A 15,095-nucleotide genomic window follows, 5' to 3' on the forward strand; every position below is an offset into this window, starting at 1 on the left:
CCAAACGCAATCGACAAGAGAAGCGCGAAGGCGGCTAGTCAAGTGGCAATTGGCAATTTAACCTGTCGATTAAACAGCGACGAGAGGATTCCCGATGGCCGATAATGAGACCTTCATCCGCGAAGACGTGAAGGGCTTTCTAGCCCTGGTTAACAGCCTGCCCGCGCCCGAAGCGCTGGTGCCCGGCGAGCAGCGCGATGGCTATCTGGCGATGAAGGCGATGACTGAGGCTGATCCCAGGCCCATGGCGGTGATCAAGGATCTGACCTGCCCCGGCCCCGTCGGCGATATTCCGGTGCGGTTCTATGACGTGCGTGAAAACCGCGATCCCTCGCCGGTAATCCTGTTCTTCCACGGCGGCGGGTTCGTGATCGGCGATCTCGATACGCACAATTCGTTGTGCACCGAACTTTCGCATGTGCTCGATCTGCCGGTGCTGGCGGTGGATTACCGGCTGGCGCCTGAAAACCCCTTCCCCGCCGCGCCCGTTGATTGCGAAGCCGCCACGCGCTGGCTGGCCTCCAGCCCGGTCGAGCTGGACCGCACAGTCACCGGCCTGATCACCATCGGCGGCAGCGCCGGGGGCAACCTTGCCACGGTTACCGCCCGCGCGCTGTGCGATACGCCTGCCGCCGCGCCAATGGTGCTGCAGGTGCTGCTCTATCCCGCCACTGACGAATCGCAGGGCGGATCGATGGACACATTCGCCGAAGGGCACTTGCTCACCAAAGGCGTGATGGAATGGTTCTATTCGCTTTACCTGCCCGAAAGCGGCAATCCGCGCGCGTTCCCGCTGCATGCCAGCGCTGCTGGGATGTGCCCGGCGATTGTCGCCACCGCAGGGCTCGATCCGCTGCAGGATCAGGGCCGGCGAATCGCGGCCAAGCTGGTGGACGCCGGGGTCGATACCCTGTTCCTGCACTTCCCCGGCCTGACTCACGATTTCTCCTCTACCCGCAAGGCCCTGCCCAGCGCGCAGAAGGACGTCGAAACGATCATGGCGGCGATGAAGTTGATGTTAGAGAAGAATTCAGGCTAAGGGCGCGGGGATGAACGATCCCCTCACCTCCCTCCCCTATCGCCCCTGCGTGGGCATCATGATGGTCAATGCCGCTGGCCTGGCCTTTGTCGGCCAGCGCATTGATACCCGCGGCCAGCCCGATGAAGGCGGGGTCTATTGGCAGATGCCACAAGGCGGGGTGGATGACGGCGAAGACCTGCGCGCGGCGGCACTGCGCGAATTGTGGGAAGAAACCGGGGTGGAAGAACGCCATGTCACCCTGATCGCGCAGACTGCAGAGGAACTGCTCTATGATCTGCCCGATGATCTGATCGGCAAGCTTTGGAAGGGGCGTTATCGCGGCCAGCGCCAGCACTGGTTTTTGGCGCGGTTTGCCGGAGACGATGCCGATATCCACCTCGCCCGCCACGATCCGCCCGAATTCAGTCACTGGCAATGGGCCAGCCCGGACGCGCTGCCCGACCTGATCGTGCCGTTCAAAAAGCGCGTCTACCGCGCGGTGCTGGATGAATTCAGGGATCTGATCTGATCGTCATCCGGGACGACGTGAGCTATTCCGACGTTACTTCAGGCTTGGCTTCCACCTGGGCGGCGGTCACCACCTGCACCGGCGGGCCTTTGGCGATCGCAGCGGCCAGCGTTTTTGCGGGGACGCAGGTACTGTTGCCGCACAGTTGCACCAGCCGGTCATAATTGCGCTTGGCCTTTTCAACCGCACCCTTTTCAACCAGCGCCTCGCCTTCGCCGGCCAACGCAAACTGGTTGTTGGGATCGATCGTCAGCGCGACGCGGTAATAGTGCAGCGCCTTGCCGAACATGCCCTGCTTGCGGGTCGCTTCAGCCAGATTGAGCAGGATCGCGACGTGCCCCGGCTGGATCGCCAGCGCGGCTTCGAAATCGCTGATCGCCTCGTCGACATTGCCCGCAGTCATCGCGGTGCGCCCGGCCTGAACCAGGCTGGCCGCACGCGGATCGAGCGGGGACGGCGGCGCGGAATAACTGGTGCTGGCCGAAACGGCGAAAAGCAGCGCAAGCGCGGCGGCGGCGGGGGTGTAACGCATGATCTGCTCCTTGAGCGATGCCATTTGCCCGGCGCTTATCATGGCGAAACAAAACGTGCGATGAAAAATCCATCGGTGGCATCGCGCGTCGGGGTGAGGCGCACACCGCCCCCGCGCAGCGTTCCGGCGGGCAGATCGGGGGCAACAGCGCGCCAATCGGGGTGCCGCTGCAAAAACGCCTCGGCCTGATCGGCCCCCTCTTCATCAAGCAGCGAACAGGTGACGAAGACCAGCCGCCCGCCCGGCCGGACCAACGCCGCGCCAAGATCTGCGAGGCGCGCCTGCAGCGCCGCAACCCGCTGCAGTTCGGCGGGGCTCAGCCGCCAGCGCGCTTCGGGATTGCGCCGCCAGGTGCCGGTGCCCGAACACGGCGCATCGACCAGCACCGCATCGGCCTTGCCAGCAAGATCAGCCAAGGCTTCGGCCTCGTGACCCGGGTTCAGCAAGCGCTCTTCGATGATCGCGATGCCCGCCCGCTCGGCACGCGGGCCAAGGCGCGAGAGCCGCGCGCGATCAACATCGCAGGCCACCAGCCGGCCTTTGTTGCCCATCGCTGCTGCCAGCGTCAGGGTTTTGCCTCCGCCCCCGGCGCACAGATCGATCACGGTCTCGCCCGGCTGCGCGCCCACCGCCAGGCAGGCAAGCTGCGATCCGGCATCCTGCACTTCGATCAGCCCGGCCTTGAACGCGTCCCACTGCTCAACCTGGGTGCCCGAGGGATAACGCAGGCCCTGCGGCGTGTGCAGGGCTTCGCCCGGTTCGGGCAAGCTCGCCTCGCCGCGCAAGGGATTGAGCCGGATGTCGAGCGGCGCGCGTTCCAGCAAGGCAGGCCAATCGCCCGGCTCGATCCCGCTTTCGCGCAAGCGTTGCTCCAGCCATTGCGGCGCGGTGCCGCCTTCGCCTGCAGGTTCGCCCGGCGCGAGCGGCTGCGGGCCATAGTGCGATCCGTCGAACAAGGCAGCCAGCGCTGGATCGCTTTGCGCCAGCCGCAGCATCGCCGCGCGCCCGCTGGCCGGAACCGGCCCGCAGGCACGGATCGCCGCGAAGACCAGTTCGCGCACCGCGCGGCGATCCTTGCTGCCGGCGAAGCGGTGGCTGCGGAACCAGTCACCCACGATCTTGTCCCCGCTGGCCCCGCCGTCGGTGGCCGCAGTCAAGATCAGGTCGAGCACTTCGATGGCGGACTGGAGGCGCGCGGCCGGGGTCAACGGCGTGTCACAGCTTGTAGTTCGGCGCCTCGCGGGTGATCGTCACGTCGTGGACGTGGCTTTCCTTGAGCCCGGCGTTGGTGATCTGGACGAACTGGCCGCGCACCTTGAGCTCTTCGATCGTGGCGCTGCCGGTGTAACCCATCGCTGCCTTGATCCCGCCGACCAGCTGGTGAACCACATCGCGCGCCGGACCCTTGTAGGGCACCTGGCCTTCGATTCCTTCGGGCACCAGCTTCATCTGGTCCTTGATATCGCCCTGGAAATAGCGATCGGCGCTGCCCCGGCCCATCGCGCCGACCGAGCCCATCCCGCGATAGCTCTTGTAGGCGCGCCCCTGATACAGGAACGTCTCGCCGGGTGCTTCCTCGGTCCCTGCCAGCATCGATCCGACCATGATGGTCGAAGCGCCGCCGGCCAGTGCCTTGGCCGCATCGCCGCTGGTGCGCAGGCCGCCGTCAGCGATGATCGGCACGCCGCTTTCTTCGGCCGCGCGGGCCGCATCCATGATCGCGGTGAGCTGCGGCACGCCAACCCCGGCGACCACGCGGGTGGTGCAGATCGAGCCCGGCCCGATCCCGACTTTTACCGCATCGGCCCCGGCATCGATCAGCGCGCGGGTGGCTTCATAAGTGGCGACATTGCCGGCGATCACCTGCGCTGAGTTGGACAGCCGCTTGACCCGTTCGACCGCGCGGGCAACGTCCTTGTTGTGGCCGTGCGCGGTATCGATGATGATCACATCGCATTCGGCTGCCAGCAGCGCTTCGCTGCGTTCAAAGCCCTTGTCACCCACGGTGGTGGCAGCTGCCACGCGCAGCCGTCCGGCACCATCCTTGGTGGCGTTGGGATAGGTAATTGCGCGTTCCATGTCCTTCACGGTGATCAGACCGGTGCAATGATAGTTCGAATCGACCACCAACAGCTTTTCGATCCGCCGCTGATGGAGCAGGCGCTTGGCTTCATCCTGGCTGACCCCGGCGGTAACGGTTGCCAGGTTGTCGTGGGTCATGAGTTCGCGCACCGGCTGGGCCGGATTGTTGGCAAAGCGGACATCGCGGTTGGTCAGGATGCCGACCAGCTTGCCGCCATTTTCGACCACGGGAATGCCCGAGATCCGGTTGGCTTCCATCAACGCGCGCGCATCGCCCAGTGTAGCATCGGGCGAAATGGTTATCGGGTTGACCACCATTCCGCTTTCAAAGCGCTTCACCGCGCGTACTGCGGCAACCTGTTCCTCGACCGTCAGGTTGCGGTGGAGCACCCCGATTCCGCCCAATTGCGCCATCACGATCGCCATGTCGGCTTCGGTCACGGTGTCCATCGCGGAGGAGATCACCGGGATGTTGAGCGCAATCTCGCGCGTCAGCCGGGTGCGGGTGTCAGCCATGGACGGCTGAATTTCGGATTCGGCCGGACGCAGCAAAACGTCGTCGAAAGTCAGACCAAGCGGGATGTCGATGATTGCCACAGTGCCTCTGGGTTGGGGTGCGATTCGTGGCGGCCCATGTAACCGCACTGGGGCCAAAGGGCTAGACCCCCTTCAAGATGCCCCGCAACCGTTTCAGCCAGGTTTGGCGGCGGAGCGATAGGGAACGCGCCTGGGATCGGCGAACCAGCGCACCAAAGCGGTCAGAAAATCGACATCTTCGGCCGCTGCGCCCAGTTCCAACCGAGGACTTACCACATCGCTGGGGCGGTGATAATCGTTCTCCAGAAACGCCTCGACCCGGGTCACATCGCCCCACGAACTGGTCACCATCACCGCTGGCACATCATGTTGCAGCAGTTCCCAGCCGTCCTGGCGGCGGACAAAGGCTTCGGCGCGGTTGTCCATCAGCAGCTTCTTCTTCTGCTGCTTGGCCACCGCTGCAATATCTGCATCAAGCGGGGTCAGCCCCTGACCGACAATCGAAAAGGCCTGCCCCGCCGGACCGATCGCGACACTGTCGATATTGAAGGCGGCAACGAACCGGCTGAGTGGGATCGGCGGGTTTTCGGCAAAGGCCTTGGCCCCCAGCAGCCCCAGTTCTTCCGCCGTGGTTGCCACGAAATAGACGTCGCGGTCCAGCTGCGGGCCCTTGGCGAGCCGCCGTGCGACTTCGATCATCACCGCAACGCCGCTGGCATTGTCGATCGCGCCGTTGCAGATCAGGTGTTCCGCGGGCGGCTGCGCGCAGGTACCGAAATGGTCCCAATGCGCCATCAGCAGCACCGCCCCTTGCGCCGGGCGCTTGCCCGGCAGCTTGGCAATGAAATTGTGCGTGTGGATCTTGGTTTCGCGCGTGGTCGCTTCCAGCGAGACCGCCAGATCGACTGCCATCGGTGCAAAATCGGCAGCAGCGGCGCGGTCCTGCAGCGCTTTGACCGAAAGTTTGGTGCCCGCCAGCGCCGCATCGAGCGCCTTGCCCGCAATGAACGCATCAAGATCGCCGCCCAGCTCCTCGCCGCCCAGCGCATAGCCCAGCCGCTGACGGTGCCCGGCCACGTTTTCGAGCGTGTGATCGCCGTCCAGCACGGTCAGCACGCCTGCCGCGCCGGCCTGGATCAGCGCGGTCTGCCGATCAGACCCGTCAATCCCGGCTTCGAGCAGCAGCGCCACCCGCCCGGCAAGATCAGCCCGCGAAGGGATTGTCTTGCCGGTGCCGACGAACACCAGCGGCGCGTTTTCCACCAGCGCGCGCTTGCCCGAGGTGTAGACCAGCACATCCTGCTGCAGCACGAACACGCGTTTGCCCTTGCGGGAGAAAGTCGCGCGGCTTGTCGCTGGTTCACGCCCCAGAACGGTGACCGGCGCAAACCACGGATGGCCCGGATCGTTGGTGCCCGAAACCAGCCCCAGATCGAAGAATTGCTTGCCGATGTAGCGCAGTGTCTTGGATTCGCCGTCGGTCCCGGGTTCGCGCCCTTCGAAATCGTCGCTGGCAAGAACCGCGATGTGCGAAAGCAGCTGTCCCTTGGTTTCGGCCAAAGCCTTTTCCTGGCGCGACGCAGCGGCGAGCGGATCAAGCGTCAGCGCCGCCGCCAGCAGCAGCACCGTCATCCGCTTCATCGCTTGTCCGATACGCTTCATCGCCGGGCCGACACACACCAAATCAGGCTGCGCTGCAAGCGGTGATACGCGGAACCTGCGCAGCGTGGCCCCAGGGCAACGCCTGCGCGGCTATTCAGCGGTCCAGCCGCCGTCCATGGAGATGTTGGTCCCGGTGATGTTGGCGGCAGCGTCACGGCACAGGAACACAGCCATCTCACCGATGTCCGAAGGCTGAACAAACTTGCGGGTGGGTTGGCGCACCAGCATCACATCATTGATGACCTGTTCGCGGGTCATCCCGCGTGCCGCCATGGTACCGGGGATCTGGCCTTCGACCAAAGGCGTCCAGACATAGCCCGGGCAGATGCAATTGGCGGTGATGTTGTCGGCCGCCAGTTCCAGCGCCAGCGTCTTGGTCAGCCCGGAAAGCCCGTGCTTGGCTGCGACATAGGCCGATTTGAACGGCGATGCGGTGAGCGCGTGGGCGCTGGCGGTGTTGATAATCCGGCCCCACCCGGCGGCCTTCATGTGCGGGATCGCCAGCCGACTGGCATCGAACGCGGCGGTCAGGTTCAGCGCGATGATCATATCCCATTTGTCGACCGGAAAGTCCTCGACCGGGGCAACGTGCTGCATCCCGGCATTGTTGACCAGAATGTCGATCGGCCCCGCCCCGGCCATCAGCGCCTCGACACCTGCGCGCCTGGACAGGTCGGCAGGCACATGGACCGCGTCCAGCTCTTCGCACAGCGCGGCGATCGCGTCGGCCTCGCCAAACCCGGACAGCACCACTTTGGCTCCTTCGGCGTGCAGCGCGCGAGCAATGGCGAGACCAATGCCCGAGGTCGATCCGGTGACGAGCGCGCGTTTGCCATCAAGAAACATAATCGACTCCACTGGTTGCGGCGGTATAGCATTGCCCAATACGGCGGGACGCCAAACTGTCCAGCCAATCGGGAGCTTGCGCATGCGCCTAGACGATTTCGATCCCGATGCCATCAAGGTCGAAGACCAGCGCGGCGGTGGCGGCGGTTTTCCGATGGGGCGCGGCGGCCAGATGGGCTGCGGCACCCTCGTGATCGTGCTGATCGCCTCGATGGTATTCGGGGTCGATCCGGGCCAGTTAATCGGCGGGCTGGATCAAGGCGTGCCGCAGGAACAGGCCGGCGCCGCTGGCGGCACCGACGAATCCACCAGCTGCCGGATCGATGCCGCCAGCAAGCAGAGCTGCGATGCGCTGGACTCGCTCAACAAGACCTGGCAGCCGCTGTTTGCCGGAACCAGTTTCCGGTTCGACGATCCGAAGCTGGTGTTCTATTCGCAGCGCGGCAATTCGGGCTGCGGCGCGGCGCAAAGCGCAATGGGGCCGTTCTATTGCCCCGAAGATGCCGGGATCTATCTCGACACCGATTTCTTCGCGACGATGGACCGTGAGCTTGGCGCGACCGGGCCGTTCGCGCGCGATTATGTGATCGCGCACGAATATGGCCACCACCTCCAGAACCTGACCGGAATGTCGGGCCAGGTGCGCAGCCTGCAGGCGCAAAACCCGCGCCGCGCCAACGATCTGTCGGTGCGGCTTGAGCTGCAGGCCGATTGCTATGCCGGGGTCTGGGCGGCCAAGAATAAGGACCGGCTGGAGCCCGGCGATATGGAAAGCGGGCTCAACGCGGCGCACCAGATCGGTGATGATACGCTGATGAAAAACGCCGGCCGCCGCGCTTCGCCCGAAGCCTTTACCCACGGCACCAGTGCCCAGCGCACCCAGTGGCTGCGCCGCGGCATGGAAACCGGCAACGAAGACAGCTGCGACACCTTTGCCGACCTCAGGCGCTGATGCGCCTTACTGACTGCCATAATATCAACGATTTCCGGCAGCTGGCAAAGGCGCGCCTGCCGTGGCCGGTGTTCGACTATATTGACGGCGCGGCGGACGACGAGTTGACCATGGCGCGCAACACTGAGGCGTTCAATCGGGCGGATCTTGTACCAGATGTGCTCGCCGGGGTTGAGACGATCGACCCGTCGTGCATGATCCTGGGCCGCAAAAGCGCACTGCCGCTGGTGCTTTCCCCCACCGCTTTGCAGCGCGTGTTTCACTGGCAGGGCGAGCGTGCGGTGGCGCGCGCAGCGGACAAGTTCGGACTGTGGTGCGGCATTTCCAGCCTCGCGACGGTCAGCATCGAAGAGATCGCGGCACTGACCAGCGGTCCCAAAATGTTCCAGCTTTATGTCCACAAAGACAAGGGGCTTAACGCCAGCATGATCGAACGTTGCCGGGCGGCGAAGTTCGATTGCATCGCGCTGACGGTCGACACCATCGTTGGCGGAAAACGCGAACGCTGCCTGCGCTCGGGCTTTTCGTCGCCGCCGACGTTCACCGCAAGTTCGGCGCTGTCCTATGCGCTTCGGCCGCGCTGGGCGCTAGACTACCTGCTTCGCGAAAAATTCTCGCTGCCCAATCTCGATACCCACGTGAAAGAGGGCACCGCGCAATCGGTCTCGATCCAGAAGTACTTTTCCGAAATGCTCGACCAGTCGATGGACTGGAAGATGGTCGAGCAGATCCGCAATGATTGGGGCGGCACGTTCTGCCTCAAAGGCGTGATGAGCGCGGCCGATGCGCGCCGCGCGGCTGATATGGGGATCGATGCGATCATGCTGTCCAACCACGGCGGCCGCCAGCTGGATGGCAGCCGCGCGCCGTTCGACCAGTTGCCCGAGATTGTCGATGCGGTTGGCGGGCGGATCGAGATCATTTGCGATGGCGGGGTGCGGCGCGGCACCCATGTGCTCAAGAGCCTCTGCGCCAGAGCCACTGCGGCTTCGGGCGGACGGCTTTACCTCTATGCCCTTGCCGCGGCCGGACAGGACGGCGTCGAACGCGCGCTGACAATCCTCAAGGAAGAGATCGAACGCGGCATGAAACTGATGGGCGTGACCCGCGTCGATCAGCTGGGTCCAGACAGGCTGCGCTGGCGTTAGGGACTGGACCTTTGCCGCGCGCTGTCGCAAAGGCTGTCCGACACCAAGGGTCAGGTTTGAAAACGGGCCGGCTTAGCTCAGTTGGTAGAGCACCTGATTTGTAATCAGGGGGCCAGGGGTTCGAATCCTCTAGCCGGCACCATAATTTCGTTATATTACAAATGTTTAGACGGCTTATTTCAACAAACCTTCCAACATCTTCCATGTTGGAATTCCAACAAAGGGAGCGTATGGTTCTCGAAATGTTAAGCCGCGCACCTATATTGTTCGCTCTCGCCAGCACTCAGATTTAGACTTGGATAGCGCCAGATTATGCGACCAGATGCACAAAACGTGGACGTCAGCGGCGGGTTTTACACGCTGACCGAAGCGGCGCGTCTGCTCGGCATGGAAAGCGGCCGCCGGGTTGTTAACTGGTTGGAGCCAACCCGCTCAGGCGGTGCACCGGTCATCGAGCGCGATTACCAGCGCGTTGGCCCCGTGCATGAAGTTAGCTTTTTGGACCTGATCGAAATTCGATTTGTGGAACATTTCCGCAGAACGAAGATCAGTCTGCAGTCGCTACGCGTCGCTGCTGAGACAGCAAGGGCGGAACTGGGTGTGTCCCATCCCTTCGCCACATGCACCGCAAAGTTCCAAACGGACCGCAAGCAGATTTTCCTCGAGACCGCTGAGGAAACAGGTGACCTTCGACTGCTCAACCTCATGACGAAGCAAGTCGAAATGTACGACATTATCGAAAGCATCTTTGCTCGGGATCTGGAATTCACGGTCGCAGGCCTAGCCAAGAAGTGGGTGCCGGTGCCGAACATCGCTCCAAACGTGATGGTGTCGCCGCTGCATGCATTTGGCCGTCCAGTGATCTCCGATCGGTTCATTCCAACCAGAACACTATTCGAATTCTGGATCGCGAACGAACGCCAGAGTGCCGAGGTGGCCGATTGGTTCGATGTTGATGAGTCGGAAGTGGACGAAGCGATCCGTTTTGAGTTGCGGCCGCTGCATTGAGGATCTGCGCCGATGAGAACGTAGCCCCGAAGCTTACGGGGCTTTTGAGAGAAATGCTGCTCTCCAAGGACATGACTCTCGAAACGGTTGATGACCATAGCGCTCGCGGGATTGACGATCAATTTTGGGTTCGGAAATTCGCGGATGCTGGTGGCGAAGCCATCATAGGCGGCGACTTCGAGATGACGAGAAAGCCACACGAAATCGTGGCGATCAGAGAAACGGGTCTCCGGTTAATCGTGCTCGACCAAAAGTGGCCTCGCCAGAAGCGCAACGTCCAAATCTCTTACCTATTCTACTGGTGGCCACACATCGAAGAGATGCTCCGAAATTCCAAGCCTGGGGAATGCTTCAAGGTCCCTTGGGGATGGGGCTCGACCGATCGTGCAATCACCAAGTTGCAAATTGATATCGACAAAGCTTACAAGCTCCTTCGAAAGAAAAAGTGAGCTTCCGATCCTTCCAACAATGGACCCAAAAACGCCTAATGTTGGAAGGAAATGGACGCTGTAACCCGCAGAAAACCGTTGTTTTCTAATATTTGTAATCAGGGGGCCAGGGGTTCGAATCCTCTAGCCGGCACCAGACCCCAGACGAGGAAGCGCGCACCGCCATGCTTGCTGAAATGATCGAACGGCTGCTCGATCGTCATTTGGACGATAAGGGCCAGGCCAAGGCCCGCAGCGGTGAATGGTTGCCGGCGCTGTGGGCCGAAGTTGAGGGAATGGGCTTGCCGCTCGCTCTGCTGAGCGAGGCGCAGGGCGGTTTCGGGCTAGACGCTGCCGATCAGGGTGAAGCGCTGCGCCTGCTGGGCCGCCACGCCATGCCGCTCCCGGTGGCCGAAACAATGGGCGCCAACCGGCTGTTCGCCACGGCTGGTCTGGCGCTGGCCGAAGGGGCCGCTGGCCTCGCCCGCGCAGATCACCTCACGGCCCAGCAGGGCAAGCTGACCGGCACGGTGGCGCGTATCGCCTGGGGTGAGCAGCTCGATTGCCTGGCGCTGGCGGTGGGCGATACGCTTTACCGGGTGCCGCGTTCGGGCTGGTCGATTGCCGAGCAAGGCACGGCGCTCAACTTTCATCCGCGCCCGACGCTGGCGCTCGATTGGGCGATCGATGGCGAAGCCGCGCTGCCGCACTGCCCGCTGGCCGAAGGGGCTACGCTGCGCGCCTACCAGATCGCCGGCGCGCTCGAAGCGGCGCTCAGCATGACGCTCGATCATACCGCCACCCGGGTGCAGTTCGGCAAGGCGCTGCAGAAATTCCAGGTGGTGCAGCACGAACTGGCCAAGCTGGCCGGCGAACTGGCCTGCGCCACGGCCGCCGCCGATCTCGCCGGTGAAGCCCTCGTGCGCGGCGACCCGCTCGGTGTCGCCGCCGGATCGCTGCGGGCCCGAGAGGCAGCCGGCAACGGCGCGGCCATCGCCACCCAGATGCACGGCGCAATCGGCTTTACCCGCGAACACCGCCTCCACCTTTACACCACCAGCCTGTATACTTGGCGCGACGAATTTGGCGGGCAGGTGATGTGGGCGAAACTGCTGGGCCAGGCCGCGCTTGATGCCGGTGAGGCCGGATATTGGCCAATGGTGACACAGCTATGAGTGCTATTCCCTTCCTCGCCCCGCCCGCTGACAGCGCCGAAGTGATCGCGCTGCGGGCCGAATTCCGCGCGTTCCTTGAACAACAATTGGGCGACCGCACCCCGCGCCAGCGCAGCGACAATTGGTACGGTTTCAGCCGCCCGTTCAGCCTTGCAATGGGTCAGGCCGGATACCTCGGCATGACCTGGCCCAAGCAGTATGGCGGGCATGAACGCAGCGCATTCGAGCGCGCGGTGATCGTCGAGGAATCGTTGGCTTTTGGCGCGCCGGTTGGCGCGCACTGGATCGCCGATCGTCAGTCCGGCCCCTCGATCATCAAGTTTGGCACCGATGAGCTGAAGGAAACGATCCTGCCGCGCATAGCCAAGGGCGAACTGGCCTTCGGGATCGGCATGAGCGAGCCAGATTCGGGCAGCGACCTTGCCGCCACCCGCACCAAGGCGGTGCGCGATGGCGATGTGTACCGCGTAACTGGGACCAAGGTCTGGACCAGCTTTGCCCACGAAGCCGATTTCGTGATCCTGTTCTGCCGCACCAGCGGCACGCCCGCAGACCGCCACGCCGGAACCAGCCAGTTGCTGGTCGATCTGAAAAACACCCCCGGGCTGACGATCAAGCCGATCATCGATCTGGCCGGGCAGCATCACTTCAACGAAATGCATTTCGAAGATGCCGCAGTGCCCGCCAGGTACCTGCTGGGGCAGGAAGGCGATGGCTGGAACCAGGTGATGAGCGAACTGGCGTTCGAACGTTCCGGTCCCGAACGGTTCCTCTCCTCGATCGAGTTGATGTACCAGCTGATCGCCATGCTGCAGGGCAGGAACAGCGATGCTGCGCAGATCACCATCGGGCGGCTAACCGCGCAACTGGCGGTGCTGCGCCGCCTGTCGCGCTCGGTTGCGGGGATGCTGCAGCACAAGCAGGATGCGGGTCTTCAGGCCGCGATCGTCAAGGATGTTGGCGCGGTGTGGGAACAGGTGCTGCCCGATATGGCGCGCTCCCTGGTGGACGAAGAGCCTGATCCGCGCAGCCAGATGGCCTATGCCGGAGTGCTGGCCAACATCGTTCACAATGCCCCCAGTTGGTCGTTGCGCGGGGGAACGCGTGAAATCCTGCGCGGGATCATCGCGCGTGGTCTTGGAACGCGGTAAGCCGTTCGTCGGTTCAGCGTTGCGCAATCCCACTCAAGCGATCAGCCTGCGCTGCAGAGCATCGATTGGGAGAGTAAACATGAAATTCCGCCCCGCCTTGATGGCGCTGCTGGCCGCGACGGCCATTGCCGGGTGCCAGCCCGCTGCGCCAAAGGACGATTTCACCACCTTCACGCAAAACACGATCGATAGCTGGCTGAAAGTCGATCCCTACTTTGCGGTCTATCAAGGCGCGCACCAGTTCGATGGCAAATGGGCTGACTGGAGCGATACCGGGCTGAAAGCACGCGGCGATTTTCTGCGCGGCGTGATTGCCTCGGCCAAGGGCTATGATGGCTTGTCGCCCGAAGACACCTTCACCCGCGATTACATCGTCAAGGCCGCCGAAGGCCAGCTGTTCTGGCTGGAAGAGGCCGACCAGCCGCACAAGAACCCGGCGTGGTACGTCGGCAATTTCGATCCCAACGTCTATCTGACCCGCGAATATGCCGATCGCCCGACCCGGCTGAAAGCGCTGATCGCGTTCCTTGATGGGGTGCCGGGTGCGGCCGGACAGGTGCAGGCCAATCTGGGCAAGGCGCCGCTCCCCAAAAGCTTCATCGCGTTCGGCACTTCGGCGTTTGGCGGCTATGCCGAATTCTACAAGGGCGACATGATCAAGGCGTTTGCCGATGTGTCCGATGCAGCGCTGCAAAAGCAGCTGGTCGCAAGCGCAACCAAGGCCGCCGCCGCGATGCAGGGGCTGACCGACTGGTTAAAGGGTCAGGAAAAGACCGCCACGCAGGACTTTGTGCTGGGCGAAGCAAAGTTCACCCGGATGCTCAGCGCGACCGAAGGCGTCGACGTTCCGCTGGCTGTGCTCGAACAGGCTGGCCGCGACGATCTGGCGCGCAACAAGGCCGCCTTGAGCGAGGAATGCGGCAAGTTCGCGCCGGGCAAAACGGTGGGCGAATGCATGGTGCAGCTTAACGCCAACCGCCCCGATGGCGGCGCGGTGGCCGAAGCGACCCGCCAGATCCCTGAGCTCACCGCGTTCGTCAAAGCGCAGGATCTGGTCACCATCCCCGGCACCGAGCAGGCGCTGGTCCGCCAGAGCCCGCCCTACAATGCGCAGAACGGCGCTTATATCGATCCGCCCGGACCGTTCGAAAAAGGCATCCCCTCAATCTACTACATCGCCGCGCCCGATCCGAGCTGGCCGATGGAAAAGCAGCTGGCCTATATCCCCGGCAAGAAGGACCTGCTGTTCACCAGCGTCCACGAGGTGATGCCAGGCCACTTCCTGCAATTCCTCCACGCCAACCGCAGCCCGTCGATGTTCGGGCGGCTGTTCGTGGGCTATGCCTTTGCTGAAGGCTGGGCGCACTACAGCGAGGAGCTGATGTGGGAGGCCGGATACGGCGCGGAGGATGCGGAAACCCACATCGGCCAGCTGTCTAATGCGCTGCTGCGCAATTGCCGCTACCTCTCCGCGATCGGCATGCACGCGCGCGGGATGACGCAGGAACAATCCAAGCAATTGTTCATCACCGAATGCTTCCAGGATGAAGGCACCGCCGAACAGCAGGCCGCGCGCGGGACTTATGATCCCGCTTACCTCAACTACACGCTGGGCAAGCTGATGATCCGCAAACTGCGCACCGATTGGACCGCGACGCGCGGCGGTCGCGCCGGATGGAAGGCGTTTCACGATACCTTCCTGTCCTATGGCGGCCCGCCAATCCCGCTGGTGCGCCAATCGATGATGGCGGAAAAGGACGCCAAGGCGGCGTTCTGAATCGGGCGTGGAGTTTGTGCGCAGGCATTCGGCTTTTGCGTGAGGCTTCAATGGTTCGCGCAGAGGCCGCAGAGGAGAAAATTGAGGCGCGGAGGGCTTGTGTTTGCGGCGAAGCCGCCTGCCAATCCAACGATCCCGTTGATGCTGCCCTCGAAGACGAGCGCGCCTTCGGCACCACGCGCTCCAGCTCTGCGCCTCTCTTTCTCCTCTGCGGTCTCTGCGTGAACCAGTAATCCCGCTCTATCAA

14 protein-coding genes and 1 tRNA gene are annotated in these 15,095 nt (G+C 63.2%); 10 read left to right on the plus strand and 5 right to left on the minus strand.

Annotation, left to right across the window (positions count from 1 at the left end):
- Positions 1-94: 94 nt before the first annotated feature.
- Both RMN99_RS07600 and RMN99_RS07605 read left to right on the plus strand, forming a co-directional pair.
- On the plus strand, positions 95-1,039 hold the full coding sequence (locus RMN99_RS07600; RefSeq protein ID WP_309622700.1) for an alpha/beta hydrolase: 945 nt from the start codon (positions 95-97) through the stop codon (positions 1,037-1,039).
- A 10-nt stretch (positions 1,040-1,049) separates the two neighbouring features.
- The gene (locus RMN99_RS07605; RefSeq protein WP_309622701.1) at positions 1,050-1,550 is read left to right on the plus strand and encodes an RNA pyrophosphohydrolase; all 501 of its coding nucleotides are present in this window, start codon (positions 1,050-1,052) and stop codon (positions 1,548-1,550) included.
- Between the two features lie 22 nt (positions 1,551-1,572).
- On the opposite strand, the gene RMN99_RS07610 is transcribed toward RMN99_RS07605, so the two are convergent.
- From RMN99_RS07610 to RMN99_RS07630, 5 genes are all read right to left on the minus strand, one after another.
- Positions 1,573-2,082: a tetratricopeptide repeat protein gene (locus tag RMN99_RS07610; RefSeq protein ID WP_309622702.1), complete on the minus strand. Its 510-nt coding sequence runs from the start codon at positions 2,080-2,082 to the stop codon at positions 1,573-1,575.
- 38 nt (positions 2,083-2,120) lie between these two features.
- Entirely contained in the window at positions 2,121-3,290 is a 1,170-nt protein-coding gene (locus RMN99_RS07615) for an RsmB/NOP family class I SAM-dependent RNA methyltransferase (RefSeq protein WP_309622703.1), read from the minus strand.
- 7 nt (positions 3,291-3,297) lie between these two features.
- Entirely contained in the window at positions 3,298-4,752 is a 1,455-nt protein-coding gene (guaB, locus tag RMN99_RS07620) for an IMP dehydrogenase (RefSeq protein ID WP_309622738.1), read from the minus strand.
- Positions 4,753-4,854: 102 nt separating this feature from the next.
- Positions 4,855-6,363, minus strand: a complete 1,509-nt coding sequence (locus RMN99_RS07625) for a M20/M25/M40 family metallo-hydrolase (protein WP_309622704.1) — start codon at positions 6,361-6,363, stop codon at positions 4,855-4,857.
- Positions 6,364-6,453: 90 nt separating this feature from the next.
- Positions 6,454-7,209, minus strand: coding sequence for a 3-hydroxybutyrate dehydrogenase (locus RMN99_RS07630; RefSeq protein ID WP_309622705.1), 756 nt, complete (start codon positions 7,207-7,209; stop codon positions 6,454-6,456).
- An 82-nt stretch (positions 7,210-7,291) separates the two neighbouring features.
- Between RMN99_RS07630 and RMN99_RS07635 the strand changes: the two genes are divergently transcribed.
- The 8 genes from RMN99_RS07635 (at position 7,292) to RMN99_RS07670 (ending at position 14,848) form a co-directional block, all read left to right on the plus strand.
- Positions 7,292-8,161 carry a neutral zinc metallopeptidase gene (locus RMN99_RS07635; protein WP_309622706.1) on the plus strand — a complete coding sequence of 290 codons (870 nt, stop codon included), beginning with the start codon at positions 7,292-7,294 and terminating at the stop codon, positions 8,159-8,161.
- Positions 8,161-9,309 (plus strand): alpha-hydroxy acid oxidase, encoded by a 1,149-nt coding sequence (locus RMN99_RS07640; protein ID WP_309622707.1) that lies wholly within the window; start codon positions 8,161-8,163, stop codon positions 9,307-9,309. Before RMN99_RS07635 ends, RMN99_RS07640 begins: the two co-directional genes overlap by 1 nt.
- 66 nt (positions 9,310-9,375) lie before the next feature.
- Positions 9,376-9,451, plus strand: a tRNA-Thr gene (locus tag RMN99_RS07645).
- A gap of 191 nt (positions 9,452-9,642) precedes the next feature.
- On the plus strand, positions 9,643-10,317 hold the full coding sequence (locus RMN99_RS07650; RefSeq protein WP_309622708.1) for a hypothetical protein: 675 nt from the start codon (positions 9,643-9,645) through the stop codon (positions 10,315-10,317).
- Complete coding sequence (locus RMN99_RS07655) at positions 10,314-10,766, plus strand: hypothetical protein (RefSeq protein WP_309622709.1); 453 nt, start codon at positions 10,314-10,316, stop codon at positions 10,764-10,766. Before RMN99_RS07650 ends, RMN99_RS07655 begins: the two co-directional genes overlap by 4 nt.
- A gap of 164 nt (positions 10,767-10,930) precedes the next feature.
- A complete protein-coding gene (locus RMN99_RS07660) occupies positions 10,931-11,920 on the plus strand; it encodes an acyl-CoA dehydrogenase family protein (protein WP_309622710.1) in 990 nt (329 codons plus the stop codon).
- The gene (locus RMN99_RS07665) at positions 11,917-13,071 is read left to right on the plus strand and encodes an acyl-CoA dehydrogenase family protein (RefSeq protein ID WP_309622711.1); all 1,155 of its coding nucleotides are present in this window, start codon (positions 11,917-11,919) and stop codon (positions 13,069-13,071) included. The genes RMN99_RS07660 and RMN99_RS07665 overlap by 4 nt, the downstream gene beginning before the upstream one ends.
- A 79-nt stretch (positions 13,072-13,150) precedes the next feature.
- Complete coding sequence (locus RMN99_RS07670) at positions 13,151-14,848, plus strand: DUF885 domain-containing protein (protein WP_309622712.1); 1,698 nt, start codon at positions 13,151-13,153, stop codon at positions 14,846-14,848.
- Positions 14,849-15,095: the final 247 nt, after the last annotated feature.

The sequence above is a fragment of the Novosphingobium sp. genome, assembly GCF_031417815.1.
Taxonomy (GTDB): Bacteria; Pseudomonadota; Alphaproteobacteria; order Sphingomonadales; family Sphingomonadaceae; genus Novosphingobium.

Coding starts and splice junctions, on each gene's coding strand:
- RMN99_RS07610 (WP_309622702.1), bottom strand. CDS start 2,082: ATGCGTTACACCCCCGCCGCCGCCGCGCTTGCGCTGCTTTTCGCCGTT.
- RMN99_RS07665 (WP_309622711.1), top strand. CDS start 11,917: ATGAGTGCTATTCCCTTCCTCGCCCCGCCCGCTGACAGCGCCGAAGTG.
- RMN99_RS07670 (WP_309622712.1), top strand. CDS start 13,151: ATGAAATTCCGCCCCGCCTTGATGGCGCTGCTGGCCGCGACGGCCATT.
- RMN99_RS07630 (WP_309622705.1), bottom strand. CDS start 7,209: ATGTTTCTTGATGGCAAACGCGCGCTCGTCACCGGATCGACCTCGGGC.
- RMN99_RS07625 (WP_309622704.1), bottom strand. CDS start 6,363: ATGAAGCGTATCGGACAAGCGATGAAGCGGATGACGGTGCTGCTGCTG.
- RMN99_RS07640 (WP_309622707.1), top strand. CDS start 8,161: ATGCGCCTTACTGACTGCCATAATATCAACGATTTCCGGCAGCTGGCA.
- RMN99_RS07605 (WP_309622701.1), top strand. CDS start 1,050: ATGAACGATCCCCTCACCTCCCTCCCCTATCGCCCCTGCGTGGGCATC.
- RMN99_RS07660 (WP_309622710.1), top strand. CDS start 10,931: ATGCTTGCTGAAATGATCGAACGGCTGCTCGATCGTCATTTGGACGAT.
- RMN99_RS07635 (WP_309622706.1), top strand. CDS start 7,292: ATGCGCCTAGACGATTTCGATCCCGATGCCATCAAGGTCGAAGACCAG.
- RMN99_RS07600 (WP_309622700.1), top strand. CDS start 95: ATGGCCGATAATGAGACCTTCATCCGCGAAGACGTGAAGGGCTTTCTA.